Raw genomic sequence first — 23071 nt, 5'->3', positions numbered from 1 at the left:
CTTGCACCGGCGTCGCCTGCTCGGGGGCGGGCTGCTGGCGGCCGTGGCGGGGCTGGGCGGCTGTGCCCTGGCGTTGCAGCCGGAAACCGACCGCCCTTTGTCGCGCCCGCTGCCGCCACCGGAGGGCAATCCGCCCTTCGGGGCGGAGCGCGTGCTGGGCGTGCTGGAGCTTGATGCCCGGCGCCTGGGGGGAGAGGGCCTGTCCGGCCTGCACATCTCCGACGACCTGCACCTGACCGCGATCGGCGACCGTGGCGCCTGGTGCCACGCGCGCCTTGTGCTGGATGAGCGGGGCGTGCCGCTGCGGCTGGAAGCGCCGCGCGCCGGGCGCCTGCACGACGCGCGCTGGCGGGCCCTGCCCGTGCCCTTCTCGGCCGATGCGGAAAGCCTGGCGCGCCTGCCCGACGGCTCCTGGCTGGTGGGCTTCGAGCGCTGGCACCGGATCTGGCGCTACCGCGACCTGAACGGCCCGGCCGAGCCGGTCAGGGCGCCACCGAGGCTGGAGGAAGCGCCGCTGAACGGAGGGCTGGAAAGCCTCGCCGTGCTGGCGGACGGGCGCTGGCTGGCCATCGCCGAGAAGTACCATGCGGACGAGGCCGGCGCGCTGCGCCATGCCTGGATCGGCGGCCCCGGAGGCTGGCAGGCCCTGGCCTACCGCCCCGCGCCGGGCTTCGACCCTTCGGATGCCTGTCCGCTGCCGGATGGCGGCGCGCTGGTGCTGGAGCGGCATTTCTCCTGGCTGGACGGGCTGCGCGGGCGGCTTTGCCACATCCCGGCCGGACGCCTGGCCCGGGCCGGGGCCGGCAGCGTGCTGGAGGGCGACGCGTTGCTGGATCTGGCCGATCCCCTGCCCACCGACAACTGGGAAGGGGTCAGCGTCTTCCACCACCGGGGGCAACGGCTGGCCGCGCTCATCTCGGACGACAACGGGTTGGCCATCCAGCGGACACTTCTGATGGTGATCCGCCTCTGACGGGCGTTTCCGTCAGGCGCCGGTGTCGGGGGCGAGCAGGCGGTGTTCCGGCAGCGTCATCCAGACCCGGCTACCGATGCCGCTCATGGCCTCGACCACCAGGTCGCCGCCATGCGCGTGCAGGAGGTCCCGCGAGGTCGCAAGGCCCAGTTCCAGCCCACGCGTCCCGGCGCGCGTGACCATCGTGTCGCCGAGGTCGCCCACGGCGGCGCCATGGCCCTCGTCCTCGACCACCAGAGCGAAGCGGCCCGGCTGGTGCCGGACATGGATGGCGATGCAGTCGCCCATGCCGGTGTCCCGTACCGCCCGGGCCAGGACCTGGAACAGCACCCGGCCGAGCGCCCGCCGGTCACCGAGCAGGACGATGTTCTCGACCTCCGGATCGATCCGCCACAGGCGCATCCCCTCCCCCATGGGGCGCCGCACCTCCGCCAGGGCTTCCTGGAACACTTCGCCCAGCCGCAAGGGTTCCTCGGCCAGATGCCGGCCCTGCCCCTGCGCGGCCTGATGCTCCGCGAGGCTGTCGCCCGTCTCGTCGGCGAGGTTGAGCAGGTGCGCGGCGCCACTGCGAAGCCGGCCGATGGTCTGGAGGTAGAGGGAGGTGGAGACGGTGAGGTCCGGGTGCTGCGCCAGCCGCTCGGACAGGGTCAGTAGTTCCAGCCCGGGCCGGGTCAGCTCTCGGGCCAGGATGCCCAGGTGGCGGCGCTGGGCCGCCAGGGCATCCTGCTCGGCGGACAACCGGGCCTCGGCGGTGCGGGCCCGGCGGGACTGCCTCAGGGCAAGAAGCCCCAGGCCCACCGCAGCCAGAACGGCCGCGAGGGCGAGGAGCGTCAGAATCGGGACGTAAGCCATTTCCCCGCCATTATAGGGGGGAAACGGTTAAATGCCCGTAAAGATCAGGCTGCCTGCTTCTTGACCTGGGCGCGCTCGATGCGGCGCTTCAGGGTCAGGGCCTCGGTGCCGAGCTTCCGGTCGGGCGTGCCGAGCAGGAAGGAGTCGAGACCGCCATTGTGCTCCACCGTGCGGATGCCATTGGTGGTCAGGCGCATCTGCACCGCCGTGCCGAGCACATCGGAGAAGAACGACGCCTGCTGCAGGTTGGGCAGGTAACGGCGGCGGGACTTGTTGTTGGCGTGGCTGACGTTGTTGCCGGTCAGCACGCCCTTGCCGGTGATGTCGCAGCGGCGGGACATGTCGTTGAACCTCGAATTCGCGAACGCGCGGGAAGGGCGGCCCTATGGCCCACCGAGCCCGCGTCGTCAAGTTTTGTTCCTGGGAAGAACAATCCAGGCAAGGTCGCCGACTGTCCTTCCCGCGTTCTTCAATGGGAGCCGCGCATGCTCTCCAGCTCGCCGCGCTCCACCGATTCGAGGGCGCTGCGCAGCACGCGGGCGATGGCCTTGTCCTCCATCGAGCGCGCCATCAGCCCCAGCGCGCCGCCCAGCAGGGCCGAGGCGACCGAGATCGGCGCGATGTTCTGCTCCGTCATGTACTCGATGGCCTTGTCCACGATGGAGCCGGCATGGCTCAGATCCTCCGGGGCCATTTCGTCGAGCTTGTTGTTCCCCGGGTTGTCAGACGCCATCAGGGGCTCTCCTCAGTTCTGCGGTCGGGCGCAACATGGTCATGCCGTGGCCGGAGCGGAAGCCCCTTCGGCCGCCCCGTGCCGGCGGCGGGCGGCCTCCGGCCCCCGGTCCGCGTCCAGGTCCGCCGCGGCTGCGGCCTCGGCGGCGGCCACCGCCTCGGACTGGCGGCGCCACATGGCGGCATAGAGGCCGTCCTCGGACAGCAGCCGCGCATGGCTGCCCCGCTCGGCGATGCGCCCGTCCTGCAGCACGATGATCTCGTCGGCATCCACCACGGTGGAAAGCCGGTGCGCGATCACCAGCGTCGTCCTCCCCTGCGCCACGCCGCGCAGGGCGGACTGGATCTCGCTCTCGGTGCGGGTGTCGAGGGCGCTGGTGGCCTCGTCCAGGATCAGCACGCGCGGGTCCTTCAGGATGGTGCGGGCGATGGCCACGCGCTGCTTCTCGCCGCCCGAGAGCTTCAGCCCCCGCTCGCCGACCCGCGTGTCGTAGCCGTCGGGCAGGCGCAGCACGAAGTCATGCACCTGGGCGAGCCGCGCCGCCTGCTCGACCTCCTCCTGCGTGGCACCGGGGCGGCCATAGGCGATGTTGTAGCGGATGGTGTCGTTGAACAGCACCGTGTCCTGCGGCACCACGCCGATGGCGGCACGCAGGGATTCCTGCGTCACGTCGCGGATGTCCTGCCCGTCCAGCAGCACCCGGCCGGAGGAGGCGTCGTAGAAGCGGAACAACAGGCGGGAGATGGTGGACTTGCCCGCCCCTGTCGGCCCGACGATGGCCAGGGTCCGCCCCGGCGGCACGGTGAAGGAGACGCCCTTCAGGATCTCCCGGTCCGGGCGGTAGCCGAAATGCACGTCCTCGAACCGCACCTCGCCCTGCCCCGCCGCCAGGGCCGGGGCGCCGGGGCGATCGGCCACCTCGCGCTCCTCCCGCATCAGGGTGAACATGGCGTCCATGTCCACCAGCCCCTGCTTCACCTCGCGGTACACGAAGCCCAGCATGTTCAGCGGCAGGTAGAGCTGGATCAGGTAGGTGTTCACCAGCACGAAGTCGCCCACCGTCATGCTGCCGGCCGCGACGCGGCTGGCCGCCATCAGCATCACCGTGGTCAGCCCCACGGCGATGATCGCCGCTTGGCCGGCGTTCAGCATGTTCAGCGTGGTCTCGGAGCGGGTGTAGGCGCCCTCGTAGCGCGCGAGCGAGGCGTCGTAGCGCCGCTCCTCGTGCCGCTCGTTGCCGAAATACTTCACCGTCTCGTAGTTCAGCAGGCTGTCCACCGCCTTGGTGTTGGCATCCTGGTCCATCTCGTTCATCGCCCGGCGGAAGCGCAGCCGCCAGTTCGTGAAGGCGAGGGTGAAGACGATGTAGATGCCGATCGTGCCCAGCGTGACGGCCGCGAAGGCGAAGGAGAACATCTTCCACAGGATCGCCGCGACCAGCAGGATCTCGAAGATCGTGGGGATGATGTTGAACAGCATGAAGTCGAGGACGAAGTTGATCCCCCGCGTCCCCCGCTCGATCACCCGCGACAGCCCGCCGGTCTGGCGGTCCAGGTGGAAGCGCAGGCTGAGCGCGTGCAGGTGCTGGAAGACCTGCAAGGCGATGCGCCGAGCCGCGCGGGCCTGCACCTTCACGAAGATGGCGTCGCGCAGTTCGGCGAAGAGGGAGCTCGCCACCCGCAGCAGCCCGTAGCCCAGCACCAGGGCCACCGGCACCGCCGCGACGGCCGCCACGCCGCCGGCCGCGGTCGCATGGGGGGTCAGCGCGTCCACCGCCCGCGCATAGGCCATGGGCACATAGACATTGGCCACCTTGGCGCAGACCAGGAAGGCCAGCGCCAGCACCACCCGGACCCGCAGGCCGGTCTCGTTGCGGGGCCAGAGATAGGGGGCGAGGTTGCGCAGCGTCTGGAAGTGGTTGCCGCCCATGCGGGCGGGGAGTGATTCGGCCATCAGTCGGAAGTCTCGCGAAATTTCCTCCCAGATGGGCAGACTTCGCCACCCCGCAAAGCCGAATGGTTGCAGGCCAGTCCGGCGCGGCGCATCTGCGAGGGATGGACACACGCCTCTATCGCCACATACAGGCCTGCAACGACCATCCGGAGCTGGGGCGCTACACGCCGCTGCGCCTGGGCGGGGAGCAGGTGGGATGGCTGCCGCCGGTCCTGGCGGCGCGCCTGCCGGAGCTCTCGCCGCATCTCCGGGCGGCGCCGGAGGGCGTGGTGCTCGACCCGGGCCTGGCCGGCCCCGGCGAGCGCTCCGCCGCCCTGGCGCATCTGACGGCGAGGCTCGCGGCCGAGGGCATGTTCAAGCCGCGCAAGGAGATGTTCGACGTCCGCGCGGCGCCCGGCGGGCCGGTGCTGGCGGTGGTGGACCGGGCGGCCGTCGCCGCCTTCGGCATCCTCAGCCAGGGCGCGCATCTGAACGGGCTGGTGCGGCGGGCGGATGGGCTGCACCTGTGGATCGGCTGGCGCTCCCGCCACAAGGCGCTCGCGCCCGGGCAGATGGACAACATCGTGGCCGGCGGCGTCCCGGCCGGGCTCTCGCCCCACGACACGCTGCTGAAGGAAGCGGAGGAGGAGGCCCGGATGCCCGCGGCCCTGGCCGCCCGGGCGAAGTCCGCAGGCCGCGTCTCCTATGTCATGGACAGCCCGGGCGAAGGGCTGCGCCGCGATATCCTGCACTGTTTCGACATCGAGCTGCCCGAGGATTTCACCCCCGAGCCGGGCGACGACGAGGTGGAGCGCTTCGAGCTCTGGCCCGCCGCCCGCGTGCTGGAGGCGGTACGGGACGGCGATCGCGTGAAGTTCAACGTCAACCTGGTGCTGATCGACCTGTTCCTGCGGGAAGGGCTGGCCGAGGACCCGGACGGCCGCCTCCGCCAGGGCCTGGACCGGTTCCGCTGACGATCCGCCCAGCCGCCGGTTTTCATCGGGACGGCGAGGTGTTGTACCCCTGTCCTCTCCAAGACCCTTTCGGGAGTCCGCTGCCATGATCGTTCTCGTCACCGGCGCCACCGCCGGCTTCGGCACCGCCATCGCCCGGCGCTTCGCCGCCGATGGGGCACGCATCGTCGCCGCCGCCCGCCGGGCGGAGCGGCTGGAGGCGCTGAAGGCCGAGCTGGGCGCCGACAAGGTCCTTCCCCTGGTGCTGGATGTCCGCGACCGCGCGGCGGTGATGAAGGCCGTCGAGGGGCTGCCGGCGGAATGGGCCGCCGTCGATGTGCTGGTGAACAATGCCGGCCTCGCCCTCGGCCTCGATCCCGCCCAGAAGGCCGACCTGGACGACTGGGATACGATGGTGGACACCAACGTGAAGGGACTGATGTACCTGACCCGCGCCGTGCTGCCGGGCATGATCGAGCGCAAGTGCGGCCATGTCATCAACCTGGGCTCCACCGCCGGCGAGTGGCCCTATCCCGGCGGCAACGTCTATGGCGCCACCAAGGCCTTCGTGCGCCAGTTCAGCCTGAACCTGCGGGCCGACCTCTACGGCACGCCGGTGCGGGTGACGGACATCCAGCCGGGCCTGGTGGGCGGCACGGAGTTCAGCAATGTCCGCTTCCATGGCGACGACGCGAAGGCCGGCGCCGTCTACGAGGGCGCCGACGCGCTGACGCCGGACGACATCGCCGATGCCGTCCACTGGGTCGCGACGCGCCCGGCGCGGGTCAACGTGAACATGCTGCAGGTCATGCCGGTCTCCCAGAGCTTCGGCCCGCTGCGCGTCCACAAGCCGGGGAGCTGAGGCCCGGGCGGCCCTCGGCAGGCTGCTCCCTTGGCCATCCGCCGCAGCGGCGGAAAAGGCCGGGGCGGGCAGTGCGGGGGCCAACCCACCCGCTCTGCGTGTTTCCGTTAACTCTTTCTTTACCGTATCACCCGTTCGGGTGATCGCAAGGGGCTCAAAAACTTGCAATCTCCCCGTTAATTTGATCGGGCCCGGGAGGCAGCCTTGCTCGCAATCAGCCACGGCAGCGAAGACCCTTCCCCGGAAACCCTGGCGCTCGACCTCTATGCCGCGCTGCTGGACGGGACCGGGCTGCCGCAGGTGCTGGAACGCATCGCGAAGCGCCTGGGCGCCGCTTCCTATGCCGCGCTGGTGACGGAGTACGACGGACAGCACGTCCTGCGCGGCCATGCCGTCACCTATGCCAATCTCGATCCCGCGCGGATGGTGGAATACGGCCGTCACTGGGTGCATCAGGACCCGTGGTGGCAGGCGGCGCTGCGGCATGGCCCCGGCGTGCTGAACATGACGCGCCTCGTCTCACCGCAGATCTTCGCCCGCACGGCCTTCTGGAACGATTTCCTGCGCGGCCCGGACACGCCGTTCCACGCGCTGGGCGCCCATGTGCACACGGCCGGCGACGTGTCGGCCGCCCTGGCCCTGCACCGCCCCATGCGGCAGGAGCCCTTCGACACGCGCGAGGAGAAGATCCTCGGCTTCCTCTATCCGCACATCCAGCGGGTCCTCGTGGCCCAGGCCCGGCTCAACGCGGCGGAATGGCCACTCGCCACGGCGGCGGGGCTGGACGCGCTGACCCAGGGCGTGGCCGTGCTTTCCACCGAAGGGCGCCTCGTTCTGGCCAATGCGGCGCTCCAGGCCATGGCGGCGCGGGAGGATGGCTTCGTCCTCGACCGCCAGGGGATCTTCTGCGCCGGGGCGGCCGCGCGCCATGCCGTGACCGGCGCGGTGAACGCCGCCCAGGCGGCGGCCAGCGGCAAGGTCCGCCTGTTGCCCGATGCGGGGAGCTTCGCCATCCCCCGCCCCTCCGGCGCACCGCCCTGGCTGGTCCAGGCCCTGCCGCTCCGGCAGGAGGACGGGGAATGCGGCTTCGCCAGCCTGCCGCGCCGCTTCACCGGGGTCCTGTTGCTGGTGCTCGACACGAGCCGGCGGCAGGCGCCCTCCCAGGGGCTGCTGCGCCGGCTCTTCGGCCTTTCCGCCGCCGAGGCCGCCCTCGCGGCGGCCATGGCGGAGGGCAAGAGCGTCGCCGCCATCGCCCAGATGCGCGGGGTCCTGCCGGGCAGCCTGCGCTCCCAGCTCACCGCGATCCGCCGCAAGACGGGCTGCGCCCGGCAGGCGGACCTCGCCGTGCTGCTCGCCCGGGTCGGGGGCTAGGCCCCTCGCCCGGTTCGGCGGCTCAGCAGTAGCCCGAGGCCACCGGGGTGGCCTCGGCCCGTTCCGGGCCGGATGCCCTCGCCGCGGCACGCTCCGGCCGGCGCAGGGCGATCTCCGGCTCTGGCGGCAGCAGCGCCAGCAGGAGGGCCGCCTGGGAGCGCCCATGGCCCAGGCCGGCCCTGGAGTTGCCGAGCGCCGAGACCCTCGCCTCCAGCCCGTCCGGCCCGTGGTCCCAGAGCAAGCCGCGCAGCACGCGCTGCGCTTGGCCGATCATCACCCCGGCCCGTTCCCGCAGCGCCTCGGAAAGTTCCAGCCGCCCTTCCTCCGCGACGAGGCTGAGCGCGGCCAGCGCGCGCAGCAGCAGCCCACATTCCTCGGCGGACACCACGCCGCTGCGCTGCCAGGGCCCGTCGCTGCAACGGCGGCGGATCAGGATGGTCTCCAGCGGCGTGGCGCGGCCGGGCAGGTCCATGGCCCCCAGCCGCAAGGCCGCCACGCCGCGCGCCAGCGCATCACCCAGTCCGGGCCAGGAAGGGTCCAGCAGGGCCAGGCGCGCCAGGGCGAGCAGCCCTGCCGCGTGGCTGACCATGGAAAGCGCCTCGCCCTCCTGTCCGGCCCCCTCGGCGAAGATGCCTTCCTCCCCTTCCGCCTGGCGCGCCAACAGTGCCCGCACAGGCTCCCGCAGCAGGTCCCGCCGCGCTTCCCCGCCCGGCAGGCGTGCCAGGGAATCCAGCGCCAGGACGAGGTCGCAAAGGGACCGCGTCGGCAGGCCGGGCGCCTGTTCCAGCAGGGGAGCGAGATGCGCGTGGCACCAGGAGAGCAGCGCCTCCCTTTCCTCCACCCCGGTCTCCGGCGGCGCCAGGAGCAGCGTGGCCGCGACGGCCAGCAGCGCCGCGGCGGGCTCCTCGGGCGGCGACGGGTCGCGCCCGGCCAGGGCCGCACCCGGCGCCATGGCCCGCGCCGCCTGCGCCACCCCCTCCGCCGTTCCGGTCAGTTGCAGCCGGTCCTCCCGCACCACGAAGCTTTCGCCGCCCGCGAGGGAGGCGATCCCGTGGCGGACCAGCAGCCAGTGCAGCCGCCCCGCGCCGTCGGTATGCGCGGTGACGCTCGCCACCGTGCCGGGCGCCCGCGGCCGGGCATGGAGGGCATGGGCGCCACCCGCACCCGCGGCACCGCCGTGGCCCGTCACGGCCAGATGGTCTAGCGGGCCGGCATGCAGGCGCAGAGAGGCCCCGCCGGTTGCGGGCAGGGCGTGCCGCGACAGCGCCCCGTCCCGGCCGCCGATCACGCCGCGCCGCATCGGGCTCAGGCTCAGCTCGTCCCAGGCCGTGGTCACGCGCACGGCGCGGAGCTGGAGGCCACTCTCTGCCCGCAGAGTCACCGTCAGCCGCAGCACCGGCTCCCCGGCGCGCAGCGCGTATTCGTAGCGCAGCGTCCCCACCGGGCGTGGCTGGCCACGCCGCAGCAGCCCGCGCAGCCCCGGGCCGCCCGGCACGGCGAGCCGGCTCTCGTGGAACAGCACCACGCCATCCTCGGTGCGCCGAAGGCCGCAGTCGGCGATGCTGTCCTCGACATCCAGGCAATGGGCGCGCCGGCCGAGCCGGAACTCCACCAGGTTGCCCGTATGCCGCGCCGCCTCGGCATCGGGCGCGTCGCTGTCGCAGAGGGATTCGATCACCAGCCCGCGCGACAGATCCCCGGTGAAGCGGGAGGTGCCCGTCACCACCTCGAAGGCGCGCGGATCGTCGCTGCGGATCTCCAGCATGGGCGGCAGCCGGCGCCGCGACGCCATCCCGTCCTCCCCCAACGCCAGGACCGTGTCCCGCAGCCCCCGGGCGAGCTCCGGCGCCGCCGCCCGCAGCGCCGGATGCGCCAGCGCTTCCAGCACCCGCGCATGGTCCACGGTCCAGACGGATCCGGCGGCGGCCGGCGGGGACTGCGCGGGCGGGCGCGGGGTGCCGCCGGCGGGCGGCACCGGTCCTGACACCAAGGCCAGCGACGGGGTCAGGGAGGGACGCACGACCCCGTCCAGGGTGACGTCCCGGATCATCCGCTGCCGCAGGAAATGCAGCAGGCGATTGCATTCGGCTTGCGGTTGGAAGCGTCTCATTGCGGTGCAGGATAAGGCAGCGCTGCGCGTACCGCACCCCCAATATGCAACCTTTGGTGGAGTTTTATTGAATTCCCATAATGGAAAATTTCAGGCTGCCGCGGGCACCACCACCGGACGCAGACCCATCATCGCCTCCACATCCACCAGCGCCGCCAGCCGCTCCGCATCCCAGCCCTCGGTGCCGGCGGGGCGCAGCGGCAGGACCATCCAGCGGTAGTCCGCCGTGCTGTCCACAACCCGCACCGACACGCCGCCCGGCAGGACCGTGCCCCATTCGGCCAGGACGCCGCGCGGGTCGCGCACCGCCCGCGCGCGATAGGCGGCGGACTTGAACCAGCCGGGCGGATAGCCGAGCACGGCGCGGGGATAGCAGGAGCAGAGGGTGCAGACGACGAGGTGGCGCCGCGCCTCGGTATCCTCCAGCACGCCCAGCGGCGGCAGGCCGGCCATGCTCACGCCCATGGCCTCGGCGGCGGCGCTGCCGTCGCGCAGCATCAGCGCGCGATAGGCGGGGTCGGTCCAGGCCCGCGCCACCATGGCGGCCCCGATGGCGGGCGAGGCGCGGTCCGTCCGCGCCTGCTGGGCATCGAGCTCGGCGGCATTGGTGATGCCCTTCGCCTCCAGCGCCGCCAGGAAGCGGTCCAGCAGGGCGACATAGGCGGCGCGCGGCGGTGCGGCCATCAGGACATCCTCCCTTCCTGGCCCAGCGGCTCCAGCCAGTGGCCGTAGAGCTCGACCAGGGTCGAATCCTCCTCCGGCACCGCCCCGAAAAGCACCGGCTGGGCAAAGGCCACATGGTACAGCGCGCGCAGCGGCGCCGGGCGGCCGAAGGCCAGTTCCGAGGGGTCCGGGAAATCCCCGAGATGGGCCAGCACGACCCCTTCCCGCCCCCGCAGGTAATGCGGCGTGCGGACATGGGCGGGGCCCCGCGATTCCGGCCAGTCGAAGCGCACGCGCACGCGGGTGCCGGGCACCAGCACGGCCCCCGGCGGGGTGGCTCCGTTCACGCCTCGCCCCCGATCCCGTCCAGCAGCTCCGGGACGACGATCCCCTTCTCGGCCATCAGCGCGGCCATGGCCCGCAGCCAGCGCTCGTAATAGGTCAGCGCATGGTACTCGGCCTCGGGGATGGCCTCGATCGAACGGCGCAGCTCGTCCACCGTCATCAGCCCGCGCGCGGCGAGGATCTGGCGCAGCGCGTCCACCCGGCGGCCGAAGGCGTCGGGTGGGGCATCGTCCTGCGGCTCGACCGGCGTGCAGAGGAAGCGCGGATGCGCGCCGAGATCGTGCGGCGCGGCGCGCGGGTCCCGTTCCGTGCCGGGCGCGTTCCCGGTTGCCGCGGCCTGCGTCATCCGCCGATCACCTCGTCCGCCGTCACGCCGAACATCTCGGCCCGCTTCAGCCAGCCACGGTACTCGCCCACCTGGACCTCGCACCAGGCACTTCCCTGGGCGCAGGCGCGGATGCGGCCGATCACCCCCGGCTGCAGCCGCGCCACCGCGCCGGCATCCTCCTCCGGGCGGCGGCGCATCGTGTGCATCTCGCCCCGCACGGTGAAGGTCCGGCGCCCGAGGCCCAGGTTGGAATGGTGCACCCAGCCCTCGGTGCCGTCCTGGTCGCGGATGCGGCGCCACTGGTCGAACTCGCGGACGATCTCCACCGGCAGGTCCCGGCGCTGATAGGTCCATTCGATGGGGAAGCGCGTGCCCGGACCGGCACGCATGTTCACCTCGTCCGAGCGGAGCGGCGCGAAGCGCGGCAGCGGCAGGCCGGTCACGGAGCCCACGGCGGGCTCCGGCTCGGGCGGCGGGGCGGGGGCCGGCGCGGGCGGCTTCAGGACGCCCGCGCCCGCAGCGGCGCCCGCCGCCCCGGCAGCGGCGCCGGCGGCGGCACCGGCCGCTCCCTTGGCGGCGGCGCCCGGGCGCTTGGTGGCGCGGGCATCGGGCTTGCCGGCGGTCGGGGGCTCCCGGCGGGCGGCATTGCCCCGGGCCTCCCCCTGCGGCCTGGCGGTGGAAGGGCGGGACGCCGTGCCGGAGCCCCCTTGGGTACTCCCTTGGGCACGCGGCGGCAGTTGCAGCGTGTGCGGCGGGGCGGCCTGCCCCCCGGTCTGTCCCCCGGTCTGGGCCAGCACGGCGGCGGGGGTCCCGAGCGATCCGGAGAAAGCCAGGAGCAGGAAGGTCGGCAGCGTGAAGGTACGTCGCATCGGCAGGCCTATTGAGGGCCGCGAACGGGGGGGTCGGTCAACCCGTCCGGCCCATCATTCAGAAAGTCAGGATTTGCCCCGCCCCGACCGATTCGAGAAAGGTGGCGAAGCCCGCCACCTCCACCTGCGGGTGCAAGGCCGATGCCGGCAAGCCCTCGGCACGCAGCCCGGCCTCGCAGGCGAGCAGCCGGACCGGCAGTTCCAGCGCCGCCTCCAGCAGCTCCGCCGCCGTGGCCACGCCGCGTTCCGCCATCAGCGCCTCGCGCATGTCGGCCAGCAGGGGGCTTTCGCGCAGCAGCAGCCGGCAGCCGCCATTGGTGGCGAAAAGCGTCACCCGCCGCCCCAGCGCCGCCGCCCCGGTCGCGGCCACCAGGGCGTAATGCCCCTTCTCATGTCCCCCGGAGGCGAGCAGCACCCCCAGCGGCACCCCGCCCGTCCCCATGCTCACGCCACCCCGCAGACGGGGGTCATGGCTTCCATCGCATGGGCGGAAAGGTCATGGATCGTGGCAGTTTCGCCACAGAGCGCGCAGCCTGGATCACGGCGCAGGCGGATGTCGCGGAAGCGCGCCTCCAGCGAGTCCCAGAGCAGCAGGCGGCCGGACAGGCCGGCGCCGATGCCCAGGATCTCCTTCAGCACCTCCGTTGCCTGGAGGGTGCCCATCACCCCGGTCACCGCCCCCAGCACCCCGGCCTCGGAGCAGGTCGGCACCAGGCCGGGCGGTGGCGGTTCCGGGTGCAGGCAGCGGTGGCAGGGATGCGGCGCGCCGAGATGCGACTTGTAGGTGGAAAGCTGCCCCTCGAAGCGCAGCACCGCCGCCGAGACCAGCGTGCGGCCCAGCAGGTGGCAGGCATCGCCCAGCAGGAAGCGGGTCTCGAAATTGTCGGTGCCGTCGCAAACCAAGTCGTAGCGCGGGATCAGCGCCTCCGCCGCCGCGGCATCCATGCGCCGCGCATGGACCTCGACGCGAACCTCCGGGTTCAGCCGGCGGATGGTCCCGGCGGCGCTTTCCGCCTTGCCCTGCCCCAGCCGGTCCGTGTCATGCGCCACCTGGCGCTGGAGGTTGCTCAGCTCCAGCGTGTCATGGTCCACGATCCCGATCGTGCCGACTCCGGCGGCGGCGAGGTAGAGCGCCAGCGGCGAGCCGAGCCCGCCCGCCCCCACCACCAGCACCCGCGCCGCGCGCAGTTTCGCCTGCCCCGTGGCGCCCACCTCGGCCAGCAGGATGTGACGGGAATAGCGGTGGAGTTCCGCTTCGGAGAAGTCGAGCGACATGCCCGCCATATGGCACGGCGGCGGCGCTTCCGCAGGGGGGGCCTTCCCGCTCCGGCCGCCGGGTTTCAGATCGGCGCGCGGCCGATGCGGCCCAGATGCGTGTCGTGGAAGCCGGAGGCGTATTTCAGCCCGTGTCCCAGGGCGCGGTCGATGCCGATATGCAGCAGCCAGGCCAGGGCGAAGCTGCCCAGCAGCCGGTCGCCGGTGCTGACGGCCAGCGCGCCCAGGACCAGCGGCCCCGGCGTCACATGCACGAGGTTGTAGAGGATGGAGCCCAGCCGCCGCCCACCGAGATAGGCCAGGATCGACAGGTCCGGCGCGATGGCGGCCAGGACGAAGGCCCACCAGCCGGTGCCGAGCCAGATCTGCCCGACCAGCCCGACCGTGGCCAGCGCCAGCCCCTCCAGCCGCAGCATCAGGTTCACCGCGCCGGTCGCATGGCCCGGATCGGTGGAGTAGGTCACGGCGATCGCCTCGGCCTCCCGCCTCTGGCGCGGGGCACGGGCGGGCGCGGCGCGGCGAGGCACGGGGACGGGTTCCGCGACGAGTTCGGGAACGGGTTCCGGCGGGGCTTCGGCCGGCGACTCGCCCGCGGCGCGGCGGCGGGCCGCGGGGGCCTTCGCCCGGCGCTTCGCGGGGAGCGGCTCCTCGACGGAAAGCGGCGGGCGGCTGCGGGTGGCGCGGGTCACCGCGCGCCGCCCCTGCGGGGGTTCGGGGTGGGAAGACCGGTCCTGTGCGGCGCCATCGGCGGGGTGTCTCGTCCTGGGAAGTGCAAGCGCGAAGAGCATCACCGGCATAACAACCCCGCCTTCGCGCGACCAGGGGCCGGCCAACGCCCGCGCCGACCCCTGGCCCGCCTGCGGCATGGCGGCTACACCTGCCGCCATGCTGAACGGCAAGCGCGTCCTGCTGATCGTCTCGGGCTCCGTGGCCGCCTTCAAGGCGCTGGAGCTCGCCCGCCTGCTCGGCAAGGCCGGCGCCTCGGTGACCGGGCTGCTCACGGAAGGGGGAGCGCGCTTCGTCACCCCGCACGCGCTGCAGGCCATCACCAACCGCCCCCTGGCGCAGGACCTCTGGTCGCTGGAGGAGGAGGCGGAAGGGCGCGGCCATATCGCCCTGGCGCGCGGGCACGACATCGTGGTGGTCGCCCCCGCCTCGGCCGACCGGCTGGCGCGCATGGCCGCCGGGATGGCGGACGACCTCGCCGGGGCCGCGCTGCTGGCCACCACCGCGCCGGTGCTGGTCGCCCCGGCGATGAACTGGGCCATGTGGGCGCATCCGGCGACGGTGGCGAACATGGCCATCCTGGCGAATCGCGGCGTGCATGTGGTGGGACCGGAGGATGGCCCGATGGCCGAGGCCGAATCCGGCCCGGGCCGCCTCAGCGAGCCGCCCGCCATCCTGGCCGCGATCGGGGCGGTGCTGGAGGAGACCCTCCCCGGCCCGGCCGATCCGGGGCTGGAGGCCGCGCTCGACGCCGCCATCGCCGCCGGCGAGGACGCGGGGGGCATGGCGCCGCCCGGCAACCCGGCGGCGGAGGACGCGGATGTCCCGGCTGCCCCGGCCGCCGCTCCCTTGGGCAGCGCCACGCCCGCCCTGGGCGACGTGCCCGCGCTGCGCGCCGCGCGCCCGGCGGAGAATGCCGCCGCCGCCTCGGCCGCGCGGCCGCTGGTGGGGCGCCACGTCCTGGTGACGAGCGGCCCGACGCATGAGCCGATCGACCCGGTGCGCTACCTCGCCAACCGTTCCTCCGGGCGGCAGGGCCATGCCATCGCCGCGGCGCTGGTGGCGCTGGGCGCCCGGGTGACGCTGGTCACCGGCCCGGTCGCGCTGCCGGACCCGGCGGGCGCCGTGGCCGCGCATGTGGAAAGCGCGCGCGAGATGCTGGCCGCCTGCGAGGCCGCCCTGCCGGTGGATGCGGCGGTCTGCGCCGCGGCGGTGGCGGACTGGCGCGTGGCCGAGGCCAGCAACGGCAAGATCAAGAAGCGCGAGGGCGCGGCCCCGCCGGAGCTGCGCCTGGTGCCCAACCCGGACATCCTGGCCACGCTCTCGCACCATGCGCGGCGCCCCGGCCTCGTGGTGGGCTTCGCGGCGGAAACGGACGACCTGCTGGCGAATGCCCAGGCCAAGCTGGCGCGCAAGGGCTGCGACTGGATCGTGGCCAACGATGTCTCGGGGGATGTGATGGGCGGCGCGGAGAACAGGGTGCATCTGGTGACGCGGGACGGCATCGAGGACTGGCCGCGCCTGCCGAAGGAGGAGGTGGCGCACCGCCTTGCCGCCCGGATCGCGGAGGCGCTGGCATGAGCCACGCCACCATCCAGGTCACCCGCCTGCCCCATGCCGAGGGCCTGCCCCTGCCCGCCTATGCCACGCCGGGCGCCGCGGGGATGGACCTGCTGGCGGCGGTGACGGCACCGCTGACCATCCCCCCGGGCGGGCGGGTGCTGGTGCCGACCGGGCTCTGCGTCGCGCTGCCGGCGGGGCACGAGCTGCAGGTGCGCCCCCGCTCCGGTTTGGCGCTGAAGCACGGCATCACCATGCCCAACACGCCCGGCACGGTGGACGAGGATTATCGCGGCGAGCTCTCGGTCATCCTGATGAATGCCGGGCAGGAGAGCTTCACCGTGGAGCGCGGCATGCGCATCGCCCAGGCGGTGCTGGCCCCCGTGACCCATGCCGAATGGGCGGAGGTCGAGGCGCTGCCGGAGACCCGGCGCGGCACCGGCGGATTCGGCTCCACCGGCACGCGCTGAGGCGGAGGCCCGCCGCCGTCAGCGGCCGGCCAGCGCCGCCTGCCGCCCGGTCAGCTCCGTGAGGTAATAGGCCATGCCGGCCAGGGCGACGGCCCCGCCGAACCAGGCCACGCCGGTCCAGCCGCCCTGGGTGAAGAGCAGGCTGGCCATGGTGGAACCCACGGCTCCTCCCAGGAAGAAGATCGCCATGTAGAGCCCGTTGAGGCGCGAGCGGATCTCCGCCCGCAGCGTGTAGATGGCGCGTTGTCCCTGGATCTGCGTCATCTGCACCCCGGCATCCAGCACGACCGCCGCGACCACCAGCGCCGCCAGCGAATCCCGCCCCAGCCAGGCGATCACGAAGGCGCAGAGAGCGAAGGCAAAGGCCAGGCCCGTGCTGGGCCGGGTCAGCCCCCGGTCGGCCAGCCAGCCCGCCAGAGGGGCGACCAGCGCGCCCGCCGCCCCGGCCAGGGCGAAAAGCGCGATGCCGGTCTGCGACAGGTGGAAGGGCGATTCCATCAGGTGCAGCGGCACCGCCGTCCAGAACAGGCTGAAATTGCAGAACTGCGCCGTCTGGTAGGCGGCGCGGCGGCGCAGGATCGGCGTGTCGCGCAGCACCGGCCAGAGCGAGCGCAGCAGCGCGCCGTAGCCCGCCTGCGGATGCGGGCGGCGCTCCGGCAGGCGGCGGGACAGGATCACCGTGAGGCCCGCCATCAGCACGGCGGAAAGGATGAAGACCGACCGCCAGCCGAAATGGTCGGCGATCAGGCTGGCCGCCGGGCGGGCGAGCAGGATGCCGAGCAGCAGCCCGCTCATCACCTTGCCCACCACCTGCCCGCGCCGGGCCTCCGGCGTCATGTGCGCGGCCAGCGGCACCAGCATCTGCACCGCCACCGAGGCGATGCCGACCAGCAGCGAGGCCAGCAGGAAGACCGGCGCCGAGGTGGCGAGCCCGGCGCCCAGCAGCGCCAGGGTGGAGCCGGCCAGGGTCAGCGCCACCAGCCGGCGGTTCTCCACGAGGTCGCCCAGCGGCACCAGCAGGATCAGCCCGGCGCAGTAGCCGAGCTGGGTCAGGGTCACCACCAGCCCCGCCACCGCCGGGCCGAGGCCGATGGAGGGGGCGATCAGCCCGATCAGCGGCTGGGCGTAGTAGATGTTCGCCACCGCCATGCCGCAGGAGATGGCCAGGAGCAGGATCAGCCCGGAGGACGGGCCGCCGTCGTGCTCGCGCAACTGCGCCGCGCTTTCCGCCATGCATCACCTCTTCCGCTGCTGCTTCGGTCAGGAGCCTTCCCCGCCGGGCAGCGGGCGACGGGGGCGCGGCAGGCGGCCACGCCGGGGCGTCAGGCTCGGACGGCCCCGGACCAGATAGGCCGGAGCGGCACCGAAGCGGATAGGTCCAGCCCCGCCGGGAGCGCATTCCTGCCCGGCGCTGCGGCGCAGCAGGCCGGGCGGGAGTGGCAGGTCAGGCCCGGGTCAGAGGCGCCAGCCGGTGTGGATCGCCACGATCCCGCCCGAGAGGTCGCGGTGCGACACACGCTCCAGGCCGGCGGCGCGGAACATCTCCTCCAGCCTTTCCTGGTCCGGGAACTGGCGGATGCTTTCGGCGAGGTACTGGTAGCTCTCGGCGTCGTTGGCCACCTTGGCGCCGATCGCCGGCAGGGCCTTGAAGCTCCAGGCATCGTAGAGCTTCGCCAGCGCGTCGATCCGCAGGCGGGAGAATTCCAGCACATGGAATCGCCCGCCCGGCCGCAGCACCCGTCGCGCCTCCCGGATCACGGCATCCTTGTCCGTGCAGTTGCGCAGGCCGAAGGCCATGGAGACCTTCTCCACGCTGCGGTCCGGCAGCGGAATCCGCTCGGCATCGGAACAGACGAAGCTCAGCCCCTCGGCCAGTCCGCGCGACAGCGCCCTGCCCTGTCCGACGCTCAGCATGCTGGCGTTGATGTCCGACAGGATCACCCGCCCCGCCCCGCGCTCCTTCGCCAGGAAGGCCACGTCGCCCGTGCCGGCGGCGAGGTCGAGCAGGGTCTCGCGCGGCGAGGCGGCGATGGCGGCCACGAAGGCGCGCTTCCACAGCCGGTGGATGCCGAGCGACATCAGGTCGTTCATGACGTCATAGCGGGGGGCGACGCTGTCGAAGACCCCACGCACCAGGCTGGCCTTCTCGTTGCGCGGAACCTGGCGGAAGCCGAAATCGGTCTGGTCGGACATGGCACCCTATCTAGAGCGGAACGCCGCGCCGGGATATCCGCCCCGCGGCGGCTTTCCATGCCCCCACCGGGGGCGTGATCCCCCCGCCCTCCATCGGAGAGAAGATGCCCGAACTGCCCGAGGTCGAGACCGTGATGCGGGGCCTGTCCGCCGTGCTCACCGGCCGCACCATCGCCCATGCCGAGACCCGCCGCGCCGGGCTGCGCTGGCCCTTCCCGCCCGACCTGGCGATGCGCCTGACCGGGGCGCGGGTGGAGGGATTCCGCCGCCGCGCGAAATACATGCTGATGCGCCTGTCCACCGGCGATTCGATGCTGGTCCATCTCGGCATGTCCGGCCGCATGGTGGCGCGGCTGGAGGAGTCGCCGCCGGTCCCTTCCCTGGGGCCGCAGGGCGCGGCCTCCGACACGCGCGGCGCGGCGCCGGAGCGGCATGAGCACCTGGTGATGGAGACGGAGGATGGCTGGCGGGTCGGCTTCTGCGACCCGCGGCGCTTCGGGATGGTGGACCTCGTTCCCACCGCGGCGGAGGATTCGCACCGCCTTCTGGCCGGGCTGGGGCCGGAGCCGCTGGACGACGCCTTCACCCCCGCCATCCTGTCCCGTGCCCTGGCCGGCAAGGCGACGCCGATCAAGGCCGCGCTGCTGGACCAGCGCATCGTGGCCGGGCTCGGCAACATCTACGTGTCGGAGGCGCTCTACCGCGCCGGGATCTCCCCCCGCCGCCTGGCCGGCACGGTGCCCGGTGCCCGTGCCGCGCGGCTGGTGCCGGCGATCAAGGCGGTGCTGGAGGAATCCATCGAGGCCGGCGGCTCCTCGCTGCGCGACTATGTGCGGGCGGATGGGGAGGTCGGCTTCTTCCAGGAGCGCTTCCATGTCTATGACCGGGAGGGTGGCGCCTGCCCCGCCTGCCCCGGCCCGCCGAAGTGTCCCGGCATCGCCCGCATCGTGCAGGCCGGGCGCAGCACTTTCTTCTGCCCCCGGACCCAGCGCTGAGGCCGCCTGCCCCCGGGGCAGGCGGCCTTCGGGGGGATGCCCGTGACCTTCCGGGTCTCGCCGCGTTCCTCCTGCGCAGAGGAGGCAAGGCCATGGCATGGTTCCACGACAGGTCCTGCGCGCATTGCGGCGGCCGCAGCCCGCTTTCCGCCATCGGTCTCGGCGTCGCTGCCGGCGTCACCGCCGCGGCGGGCCTGCTGCTGGGCCGCAAGGTGCTGGCCACGGCGCGCACCGGCAAGGGCCATCCGCTGAAGCACCGCGCCCTGGACCTCGCCGCCGGCGCCATGCAGACGAAGTATCCGCTGGAGGCGATGAGCACCTACCTGAACGGCTTCCACATGTATGGGGACGACATGGGCCGGCAGGTGGAGGCGACGCATTTCTGCATCCATCTGCGGCACGACCTGCACCAGTGCGTGATCTTCGATTCCAACCGGCCGGATGCGCGGCTGATCGGCATCGAGTACATCATCAGCGAGGAGCGCTTCCGCAGCCTGCCGGAGGAGGAGAAGCGCCTCTGGCACAGCCACCACTACGAGGTGAAGTCGGGCCTGCTGGTGGCGCCCGGCATCCCGGAACTGGCCGAGCGGGCCTATTTCAAGGATCTCGTCTCGACCTACGGCAAGACCTTCCACAACTGGCAGTACGACCGGGACGATTTCCCCTATGGCATCCCGCAACTGATGATGGGCTTCACCGGCGACGGTCAGGCGCATCCGGAGATGGTCGAGGCGCGGGACCGCCGCCTGGGGATTTCCACGGACGAGCGGCGGCGCAAGCGGGAGGGCATCCCCATGCCAGAGGTCGCCGAGGGCGCCAATTCCTGGGAAGGCGGCCGCACCGTCCAGACCCGGCTGGAAGAGCTTCCCATGCGCCGGTAGCGGCTCCGGCCGAGCGCCCCGGGCCTCCGCTGGGCCGGGCGGGAGCCCCCCGGTATGGCTGGCGCGGCCTGGATCCGTCACCGCCCGCCATGTTGCGGATCGGTAACATGATCTGGTTCCCGCATTGGCTTATCCTCGTACGGCACTCCTGAATCCGTCTCTGTTCCGGGCGAGGCGAGGTCCCCTTGCATGCGCGAAGCCGGCATCCGGCAAGGGAAGCGGGGTGCGAACCAAGATCGAGGAAGCATCGTGGTCCATGAGAAACAGGTGATCTCCAAGATCACCCGGCGCCTGATCCCCTTTCTGGGGATCATCTACCTGATCGCCTATATCGACCGGCAGAACGTCAGCTATGCCAAGCTGCAGATGGTCGGCGCGCTCGGCCTGTCGGAATACGCCTATGGCCTCGGCGCCTCCCTCTTCTTCATCGGCTATTTCCTCTTCGAGGTGCCGAGCAACATCTTCCTGGAGAAGTTCGGCGCGCCGCGCTGGTTCGCGCGCATCATGGTCACCTGGGGCGCCGTCACCATCGCCCTCGCCTATACGCAGGGCACCACGATGTTCTACATCCTGCGCTTCCTGCTGGGCGTCTGCGAGGCCGGCTTCTTCCCCGGCGTGCTCTACCTCCTGACGCTGTGGTACCCGCATGAATACCGCGGGCGCATGGTCGGCTCCTTCATGGTCTTCAGCGCCTTCGCCAACGCCATCGGCGCGCCGATCGGCGGCATGCTGCTCGACCTCGACGGGCTTGGCGGCCACCAGGGCTGGCAGTGGGTCTTCCTGGTCACGGGCGTGCCCGCCATCGTGATGGGCATCGCGACGCTCTTCTACCTCGACCGCGGGCCGCAGGAATCCCGCATCCTGTCGCAGGAGGAGAAGGACTGGCTGGCGCGCCGCCTCTCGGACGAGACGCAGCGCATGCGCAAGACCGAGCACAAGAACCCCCTCGCCGTGCTGGGGGACCGGCGGGTGTTGCTGATGTCGCTCTACTACGTCGCCTTCCCGCTTGGCGCCTATGGGCTCAGTTACTGGCTGCCGACCATCGTGAAGGGCTTCGGCGTCAGCAACACCGCCAATGGCTGGATCAACGTGATCCCCTGGCTGCTGGTGGCGCTCGGCCTCTATGCCTGGCCCAAGCTCGCCGCCGGGAAGAGCCCCACCGCCTTCATCGTCATCCCCGCTTTGTTCGGCGCCGCCTGCCTCGTGCTCAGCGTCTATGTGCCGGACAACACGCTGCGCTTCGTCTTCCTCTGCGGCGCGGCGGTCGGGATCTTCGCGCCGCAGCCGGTGCTCTGGGCCATCCCCTCGGCCTTCCTGACCGGCGCCTCGGCGGCGGCGGGGCTCGCGGCGATCAACTCGGTCGGCAATCTCGGCGGCTTCATCGCCCAGAACGCGATCCCCTGGATCCGCGACAGCACGGGCAGCAACACGACGCCGATGCTCTTCCTCGCGGCCTGCCTGGTGGTGGGCGCGCTGATGACCTTCCTGGTCATGAGCGTGATCCGGCGCCACGGGGTGCGGGAGATCAAGGTGGCCGAGGCGGCCCTGTAGCCACCACGGCCGGGGATGCCGTCCGGGCGGCATCCCCTTCGCCTCAGCCCTCGAGTGGCTTGCGCATGTGGACGATCACCCCGCCCGTCCAGGTCTCTTCCCTCTCCACCTCGTAGCCCAGGCGCCGGTAGAGGTGGATGTTCTCCGCAAAGCGCTGGTTGGTGTAGAGCCGGACCTGCCCATACCCCTCCGCACGGGCCACCGCCTCGGCATGGGCGACCAGGAAGCGGCCCAGCCCCTGGCCCTGATGCGCCGGCAGCACCGCGACATTCTCGATCATCAGATGGTCCGGCTCCAGGATCATCTCCACCAGCCCGGCCAGCACATCACCCTGGTGCAGCAGGCCGATCCGATGCCCCTTGCGCAGAGCTTCGGCGTAATCCGCCGTCATCGGCCAGGGCTCGCGCCCGATGAGTGGGACCCATCGGGCATAGGCCGCGCGAGACAGGGCGCGGATCGCCCCGGCATCCGTCATGACGGCGCTACGCAGGGTCGGAATCTCGCTGGTCACAGGGTATCTCCGCTGGAAGCCAGGCCAGCGGAAGGCATGAAACATCCCGCCGACCGGTGGTGGGCAGGAAGTCCGGGTCGGCGGGTCGTGAAGGGCGCTAACGCCCCTTCGGCCGACCTCGCACTAGAAACAGCGCAGCGCCCACGCCCTGGATGCAGGGCCGACGTCGCATCGACATCGAGGAAGGTGGGCGGCGCATGCCCCACATTGCGTTGTGGCCCGCCCTCGCTGTCAACGATTCGATGCCGTGATCAGCGCCGCAGCAGCCGCTCCGCGATGGGCCGGCGCTTCTCCCAGCCCAGCCGCTCCAGCTCCGGCGAGGCTTCCTCCGCTTCCGGCCAGCCGAGGCAGAGATAGCCGATGAACAGCCAGTCCCCCGGCACATCCAGCACCCGCCGCACCGCCGCCGGATCGAGGATGGAGACCCAGCCCAGGCCCACCCCCTCGGCCCGCGCCGCCAGCCAGAGCGTGTGCAGCGCCATCACGGCGGAATAGGCCACGGTCTCCGGCATGGTTTCCCGGCCGAGCCCATGGCCCTGCGTCGGGTCGCCCTCCGCGAAGAGGGCGAGGTGGCAGGGCGCCTCTTCCAGCCCGGCGAGCTTCAGCCCCGCATAGAGCCTGGCCCGCTCCTCCGCCTGCCCGGCCAGGGCCGCGGCGTTGCAGCGGGCGAAATCCGCCCGGATGGCGGCGCGCCGTGCCGGGTCCTCCACCAGCACGAAGCGCCAGGGCTGGCTCAGCCCCACCGAGGGGGCGAGGTTCGCCAGTTCCAGCAGGCGCTCCAGCAGCCTCTCCGGCAGGGGGTCGCGGCGGAAATGGCGCACGTCACGCCGCCAGCGGAACAGGGCCCGCAGATCCGCCCGGAAGGCTTCGTCGAAACGCGGCGCATCGGCTTTCGGCATGGCAAGGCTTCTACGCCCT

The 23071-nt window shown here is 72.3% G+C and carries 25 protein-coding genes; 9 read left to right on the top strand and 16 right to left on the bottom strand.

Annotation, left to right across the window (positions count from 1 at the left end):
* Nucleotide 1 precedes the first annotated feature (1 nt).
* Entirely contained in the window at nucleotides 2-973 is a 972-nt protein-coding gene (locus tag CTJ15_RS04975) for an esterase-like activity of phytase family protein (protein WP_171979133.1), read from the top strand.
* 12 nt (nucleotides 974-985) lie between these two features.
* Here CTJ15_RS04975 and CTJ15_RS04970 read toward each other — a convergent pair whose 3' ends face one another.
* The 4 genes from CTJ15_RS04970 to CTJ15_RS04955 form a co-directional block, all read right to left on the bottom strand.
* The gene (locus CTJ15_RS04970; protein ID WP_075822943.1) at nucleotides 986-1825 is read right to left on the bottom strand and encodes a sensor histidine kinase KdpD; all 840 of its coding nucleotides are present in this window, start codon (nucleotides 1823-1825) and stop codon (nucleotides 986-988) included.
* Between the two features lie 44 nt (nucleotides 1826-1869).
* Complete coding sequence (gene rpmB, locus CTJ15_RS04965; RefSeq protein WP_019460735.1) at nucleotides 1870-2166, bottom strand: 50S ribosomal protein L28; 297 nt, start codon at nucleotides 2164-2166, stop codon at nucleotides 1870-1872.
* 128 nt (nucleotides 2167-2294) lie between these two features.
* A complete protein-coding gene (locus CTJ15_RS04960; RefSeq protein WP_019460734.1) occupies nucleotides 2295-2558 on the bottom strand; it encodes a hypothetical protein in 264 nt (87 codons plus the stop codon).
* Nucleotides 2559-2597: 39 nt separating this feature from the next.
* Entirely contained in the window at nucleotides 2598-4511 is a 1914-nt protein-coding gene (locus CTJ15_RS04955; protein ID WP_075822944.1) for an ABC transporter ATP-binding protein/permease, read from the bottom strand.
* Nucleotides 4512-4612: 101 nt separating this feature from the next.
* On the opposite strand from CTJ15_RS04955, the gene CTJ15_RS04950 reads away from it, so the two are divergent.
* The 3 genes from CTJ15_RS04950 (at nucleotide 4613) to CTJ15_RS04940 (ending at nucleotide 7676) form a co-directional block, all read left to right on the top strand.
* Nucleotides 4613-5464 carry an NUDIX hydrolase family protein gene (locus tag CTJ15_RS04950; protein WP_099782092.1) on the top strand — a complete coding sequence of 284 codons (852 nt, stop codon included), beginning with the start codon at nucleotides 4613-4615 and terminating at the stop codon, nucleotides 5462-5464.
* A gap of 85 nt (nucleotides 5465-5549) precedes the next feature.
* Nucleotides 5550-6305, top strand: coding sequence for a bifunctional NADP-dependent 3-hydroxy acid dehydrogenase/3-hydroxypropionate dehydrogenase YdfG (gene ydfG, locus CTJ15_RS04945; protein WP_019460509.1), 756 nt, complete (start codon nucleotides 5550-5552; stop codon nucleotides 6303-6305).
* Between the two features lie 204 nt (nucleotides 6306-6509).
* Entirely contained in the window at nucleotides 6510-7676 is a 1167-nt protein-coding gene (locus CTJ15_RS04940; protein WP_019460508.1) for a hypothetical protein, read from the top strand.
* Between the two features lie 22 nt (nucleotides 7677-7698).
* On the opposite strand, the gene CTJ15_RS04935 is transcribed toward CTJ15_RS04940, so the two are convergent.
* The 8 genes from CTJ15_RS04935 to CTJ15_RS24685 all read right to left on the bottom strand — a co-directional run bounded on the left by CTJ15_RS04935 (nucleotide 7699) and on the right by CTJ15_RS24685 (nucleotide 13955).
* Nucleotides 7699-9786, bottom strand: coding sequence for a hypothetical protein (locus CTJ15_RS04935; protein ID WP_099781269.1), 2088 nt, complete (start codon nucleotides 9784-9786; stop codon nucleotides 7699-7701).
* 90 nt (nucleotides 9787-9876) lie between these two features.
* Nucleotides 9877-10470 (bottom strand): nitrile hydratase subunit alpha, encoded by a 594-nt coding sequence (locus CTJ15_RS04930; protein WP_019460506.1) that lies wholly within the window; start codon nucleotides 10468-10470, stop codon nucleotides 9877-9879.
* Nucleotides 10470-10796 (bottom strand): SH3-like domain-containing protein, encoded by a 327-nt coding sequence (locus CTJ15_RS24995; protein WP_171979216.1) that lies wholly within the window; start codon nucleotides 10794-10796, stop codon nucleotides 10470-10472. Before CTJ15_RS24995 ends, CTJ15_RS04930 begins: the two co-directional genes overlap by 1 nt.
* Nucleotides 10793-11140: an SH3-like domain-containing protein gene (locus CTJ15_RS24990; protein WP_019460504.1), complete on the bottom strand. Its 348-nt coding sequence runs from the start codon at nucleotides 11138-11140 to the stop codon at nucleotides 10793-10795. Before CTJ15_RS24990 ends, CTJ15_RS24995 begins: the two co-directional genes overlap by 4 nt.
* Complete coding sequence (locus CTJ15_RS04915) at nucleotides 11137-11991, bottom strand: SH3 domain-containing protein (RefSeq protein ID WP_099781268.1); 855 nt, start codon at nucleotides 11989-11991, stop codon at nucleotides 11137-11139. The genes CTJ15_RS24990 and CTJ15_RS04915 overlap by 4 nt, the downstream gene beginning before the upstream one ends.
* A 58-nt stretch (nucleotides 11992-12049) precedes the next feature.
* The gene (locus tag CTJ15_RS04910; protein ID WP_019460502.1) at nucleotides 12050-12433 is read right to left on the bottom strand and encodes a DsrE/DsrF/DrsH-like family protein; all 384 of its coding nucleotides are present in this window, start codon (nucleotides 12431-12433) and stop codon (nucleotides 12050-12052) included.
* A gap of 2 nt (nucleotides 12434-12435) precedes the next feature.
* Entirely contained in the window at nucleotides 12436-13275 is an 840-nt protein-coding gene (locus CTJ15_RS04905; protein WP_099781267.1) for a molybdopterin-synthase adenylyltransferase MoeB, read from the bottom strand.
* Between the two features lie 56 nt (nucleotides 13276-13331).
* A complete protein-coding gene (locus CTJ15_RS24685; RefSeq protein ID WP_226946046.1) occupies nucleotides 13332-13955 on the bottom strand; it encodes a DUF4260 domain-containing protein in 624 nt (207 codons plus the stop codon).
* Between the two features lie 175 nt (nucleotides 13956-14130).
* On the opposite strand from CTJ15_RS24685, the gene CTJ15_RS04895 reads away from it, so the two are divergent.
* Nucleotides 14131-15573 carry a phosphopantothenate--cysteine ligase family flavoprotein gene (locus tag CTJ15_RS04895; RefSeq protein WP_226946045.1) on the top strand — a complete coding sequence of 481 codons (1443 nt, stop codon included), beginning with the start codon at nucleotides 14131-14133 and terminating at the stop codon, nucleotides 15571-15573.
* Nucleotides 15570-16022, top strand: a complete 453-nt coding sequence (dut, locus tag CTJ15_RS04890) for a dUTP diphosphatase (RefSeq protein WP_075822789.1) — start codon at nucleotides 15570-15572, stop codon at nucleotides 16020-16022. The genes CTJ15_RS04895 and dut overlap by 4 nt, the downstream gene beginning before the upstream one ends.
* Nucleotides 16023-16040: 18 nt before the next feature.
* Here dut and CTJ15_RS04885 read toward each other — a convergent pair whose 3' ends face one another.
* Together CTJ15_RS04885 and CTJ15_RS04880 are read right to left on the bottom strand one after the other, a co-directional pair.
* Complete coding sequence (locus tag CTJ15_RS04885; RefSeq protein ID WP_075822790.1) at nucleotides 16041-17255, bottom strand: MFS transporter; 1215 nt, start codon at nucleotides 17253-17255, stop codon at nucleotides 16041-16043.
* Nucleotides 17256-17477: 222 nt separating this feature from the next.
* Nucleotides 17478-18215: a class I SAM-dependent methyltransferase gene (locus tag CTJ15_RS04880; protein WP_019460496.1), complete on the bottom strand. Its 738-nt coding sequence runs from the start codon at nucleotides 18213-18215 to the stop codon at nucleotides 17478-17480.
* Nucleotides 18216-18319: 104 nt separating this feature from the next.
* On the opposite strand from CTJ15_RS04880, the gene mutM reads away from it, so the two are divergent.
* From mutM to CTJ15_RS04865, 3 genes are all read left to right on the top strand, one after another.
* A complete protein-coding gene (gene mutM, locus CTJ15_RS04875) occupies nucleotides 18320-19210 on the top strand; it encodes a bifunctional DNA-formamidopyrimidine glycosylase/DNA-(apurinic or apyrimidinic site) lyase (protein ID WP_075822791.1) in 891 nt (296 codons plus the stop codon).
* Nucleotides 19211-19302: 92 nt separating this feature from the next.
* Nucleotides 19303-20091: an OBAP family protein gene (locus CTJ15_RS04870; protein WP_019460494.1), complete on the top strand. Its 789-nt coding sequence runs from the start codon at nucleotides 19303-19305 to the stop codon at nucleotides 20089-20091.
* Between the two features lie 249 nt (nucleotides 20092-20340).
* A complete protein-coding gene (locus CTJ15_RS04865) occupies nucleotides 20341-21642 on the top strand; it encodes an MFS transporter (protein ID WP_075822792.1) in 1302 nt (433 codons plus the stop codon).
* Nucleotides 21643-21685: 43 nt separating this feature from the next.
* Here the strand turns inward: CTJ15_RS04865 and CTJ15_RS04860 are convergent, their stop codons facing one another.
* Together CTJ15_RS04860 and bluB are read right to left on the bottom strand one after the other, a co-directional pair.
* Nucleotides 21686-22153: a GNAT family N-acetyltransferase gene (locus tag CTJ15_RS04860; protein ID WP_083755563.1), complete on the bottom strand. Its 468-nt coding sequence runs from the start codon at nucleotides 22151-22153 to the stop codon at nucleotides 21686-21688.
* A gap of 251 nt (nucleotides 22154-22404) precedes the next feature.
* A complete protein-coding gene (bluB, locus tag CTJ15_RS04855) occupies nucleotides 22405-23052 on the bottom strand; it encodes a 5,6-dimethylbenzimidazole synthase (protein ID WP_099781265.1) in 648 nt (215 codons plus the stop codon).
* Nucleotides 23053-23071 lie beyond the last annotated feature (19 nt).

It is taken from the genome of Roseomonas sp. FDAARGOS_362 (assembly GCF_002754815.1).
Classification (GTDB): domain Bacteria; phylum Pseudomonadota; class Alphaproteobacteria; order Acetobacterales; family Acetobacteraceae; genus Roseomonas; species Roseomonas mucosa.
Note: the sequence above shows the minus strand (reverse complement) of the source record. Positions and strands in the feature narration are given on the sequence as shown.

What these genes read in the sequence shown, in the direction of transcription:
- CTJ15_RS04885 (WP_075822790.1), bottom strand. Translation starts at nt 17,255, where the DNA reads ATGGCGGAAAGCGCGGCGCAGTTGCGCGAGCACGACGGCGGCCCGTCC.
- dut (WP_075822789.1), top strand. Translation starts at nt 15,570, where the DNA reads ATGAGCCACGCCACCATCCAGGTCACCCGCCTGCCCCATGCCGAGGGC.
- CTJ15_RS04930 (WP_019460506.1), bottom strand. Translation starts at nt 10,470, where the DNA reads ATGGCCGCACCGCCGCGCGCCGCCTATGTCGCCCTGCTGGACCGCTTC.
- CTJ15_RS04970 (WP_075822943.1), bottom strand. Translation starts at nt 1,825, where the DNA reads ATGGCTTACGTCCCGATTCTGACGCTCCTCGCCCTCGCGGCCGTTCTG.
- CTJ15_RS04905 (WP_099781267.1), bottom strand. Translation starts at nt 13,275, where the DNA reads ATGGCGGGCATGTCGCTCGACTTCTCCGAAGCGGAACTCCACCGCTAT.
- CTJ15_RS04960 (WP_019460734.1), bottom strand. Translation starts at nt 2,558, where the DNA reads ATGGCGTCTGACAACCCGGGGAACAACAAGCTCGACGAAATGGCCCCG.
- CTJ15_RS04895 (WP_226946045.1), top strand. Translation starts at nt 14,131, where the DNA reads ATGGCGGCTACACCTGCCGCCATGCTGAACGGCAAGCGCGTCCTGCTG.
- CTJ15_RS04935 (WP_099781269.1), bottom strand. Translation starts at nt 9,786, where the DNA reads ATGAGACGCTTCCAACCGCAAGCCGAATGCAATCGCCTGCTGCATTTC.
- CTJ15_RS04870 (WP_019460494.1), top strand. Translation starts at nt 19,303, where the DNA reads ATGGCATGGTTCCACGACAGGTCCTGCGCGCATTGCGGCGGCCGCAGC.
- CTJ15_RS24990 (WP_019460504.1), bottom strand. Translation starts at nt 11,140, where the DNA reads ATGACGCAGGCCGCGGCAACCGGGAACGCGCCCGGCACGGAACGGGAC.
- CTJ15_RS04880 (WP_019460496.1), bottom strand. Translation starts at nt 18,215, where the DNA reads ATGTCCGACCAGACCGATTTCGGCTTCCGCCAGGTTCCGCGCAACGAG.
- rpmB (WP_019460735.1), bottom strand. Translation starts at nt 2,166, where the DNA reads ATGTCCCGCCGCTGCGACATCACCGGCAAGGGCGTGCTGACCGGCAAC.
- CTJ15_RS04950 (WP_099782092.1), top strand. Translation starts at nt 4,613, where the DNA reads ATGGACACACGCCTCTATCGCCACATACAGGCCTGCAACGACCATCCG.
- CTJ15_RS04910 (WP_019460502.1), bottom strand. Translation starts at nt 12,433, where the DNA reads ATGGGGACGGGCGGGGTGCCGCTGGGGGTGCTGCTCGCCTCCGGGGGA.
- mutM (WP_075822791.1), top strand. Translation starts at nt 18,320, where the DNA reads ATGCCCGAACTGCCCGAGGTCGAGACCGTGATGCGGGGCCTGTCCGCC.
- ydfG (WP_019460509.1), top strand. Translation starts at nt 5,550, where the DNA reads ATGATCGTTCTCGTCACCGGCGCCACCGCCGGCTTCGGCACCGCCATC.
- CTJ15_RS04915 (WP_099781268.1), bottom strand. Translation starts at nt 11,991, where the DNA reads ATGCGACGTACCTTCACGCTGCCGACCTTCCTGCTCCTGGCTTTCTCC.
- bluB (WP_099781265.1), bottom strand. Translation starts at nt 23,052, where the DNA reads ATGCCGAAAGCCGATGCGCCGCGTTTCGACGAAGCCTTCCGGGCGGAT.
- CTJ15_RS04955 (WP_075822944.1), bottom strand. Translation starts at nt 4,511, where the DNA reads ATGGCCGAATCACTCCCCGCCCGCATGGGCGGCAACCACTTCCAGACG.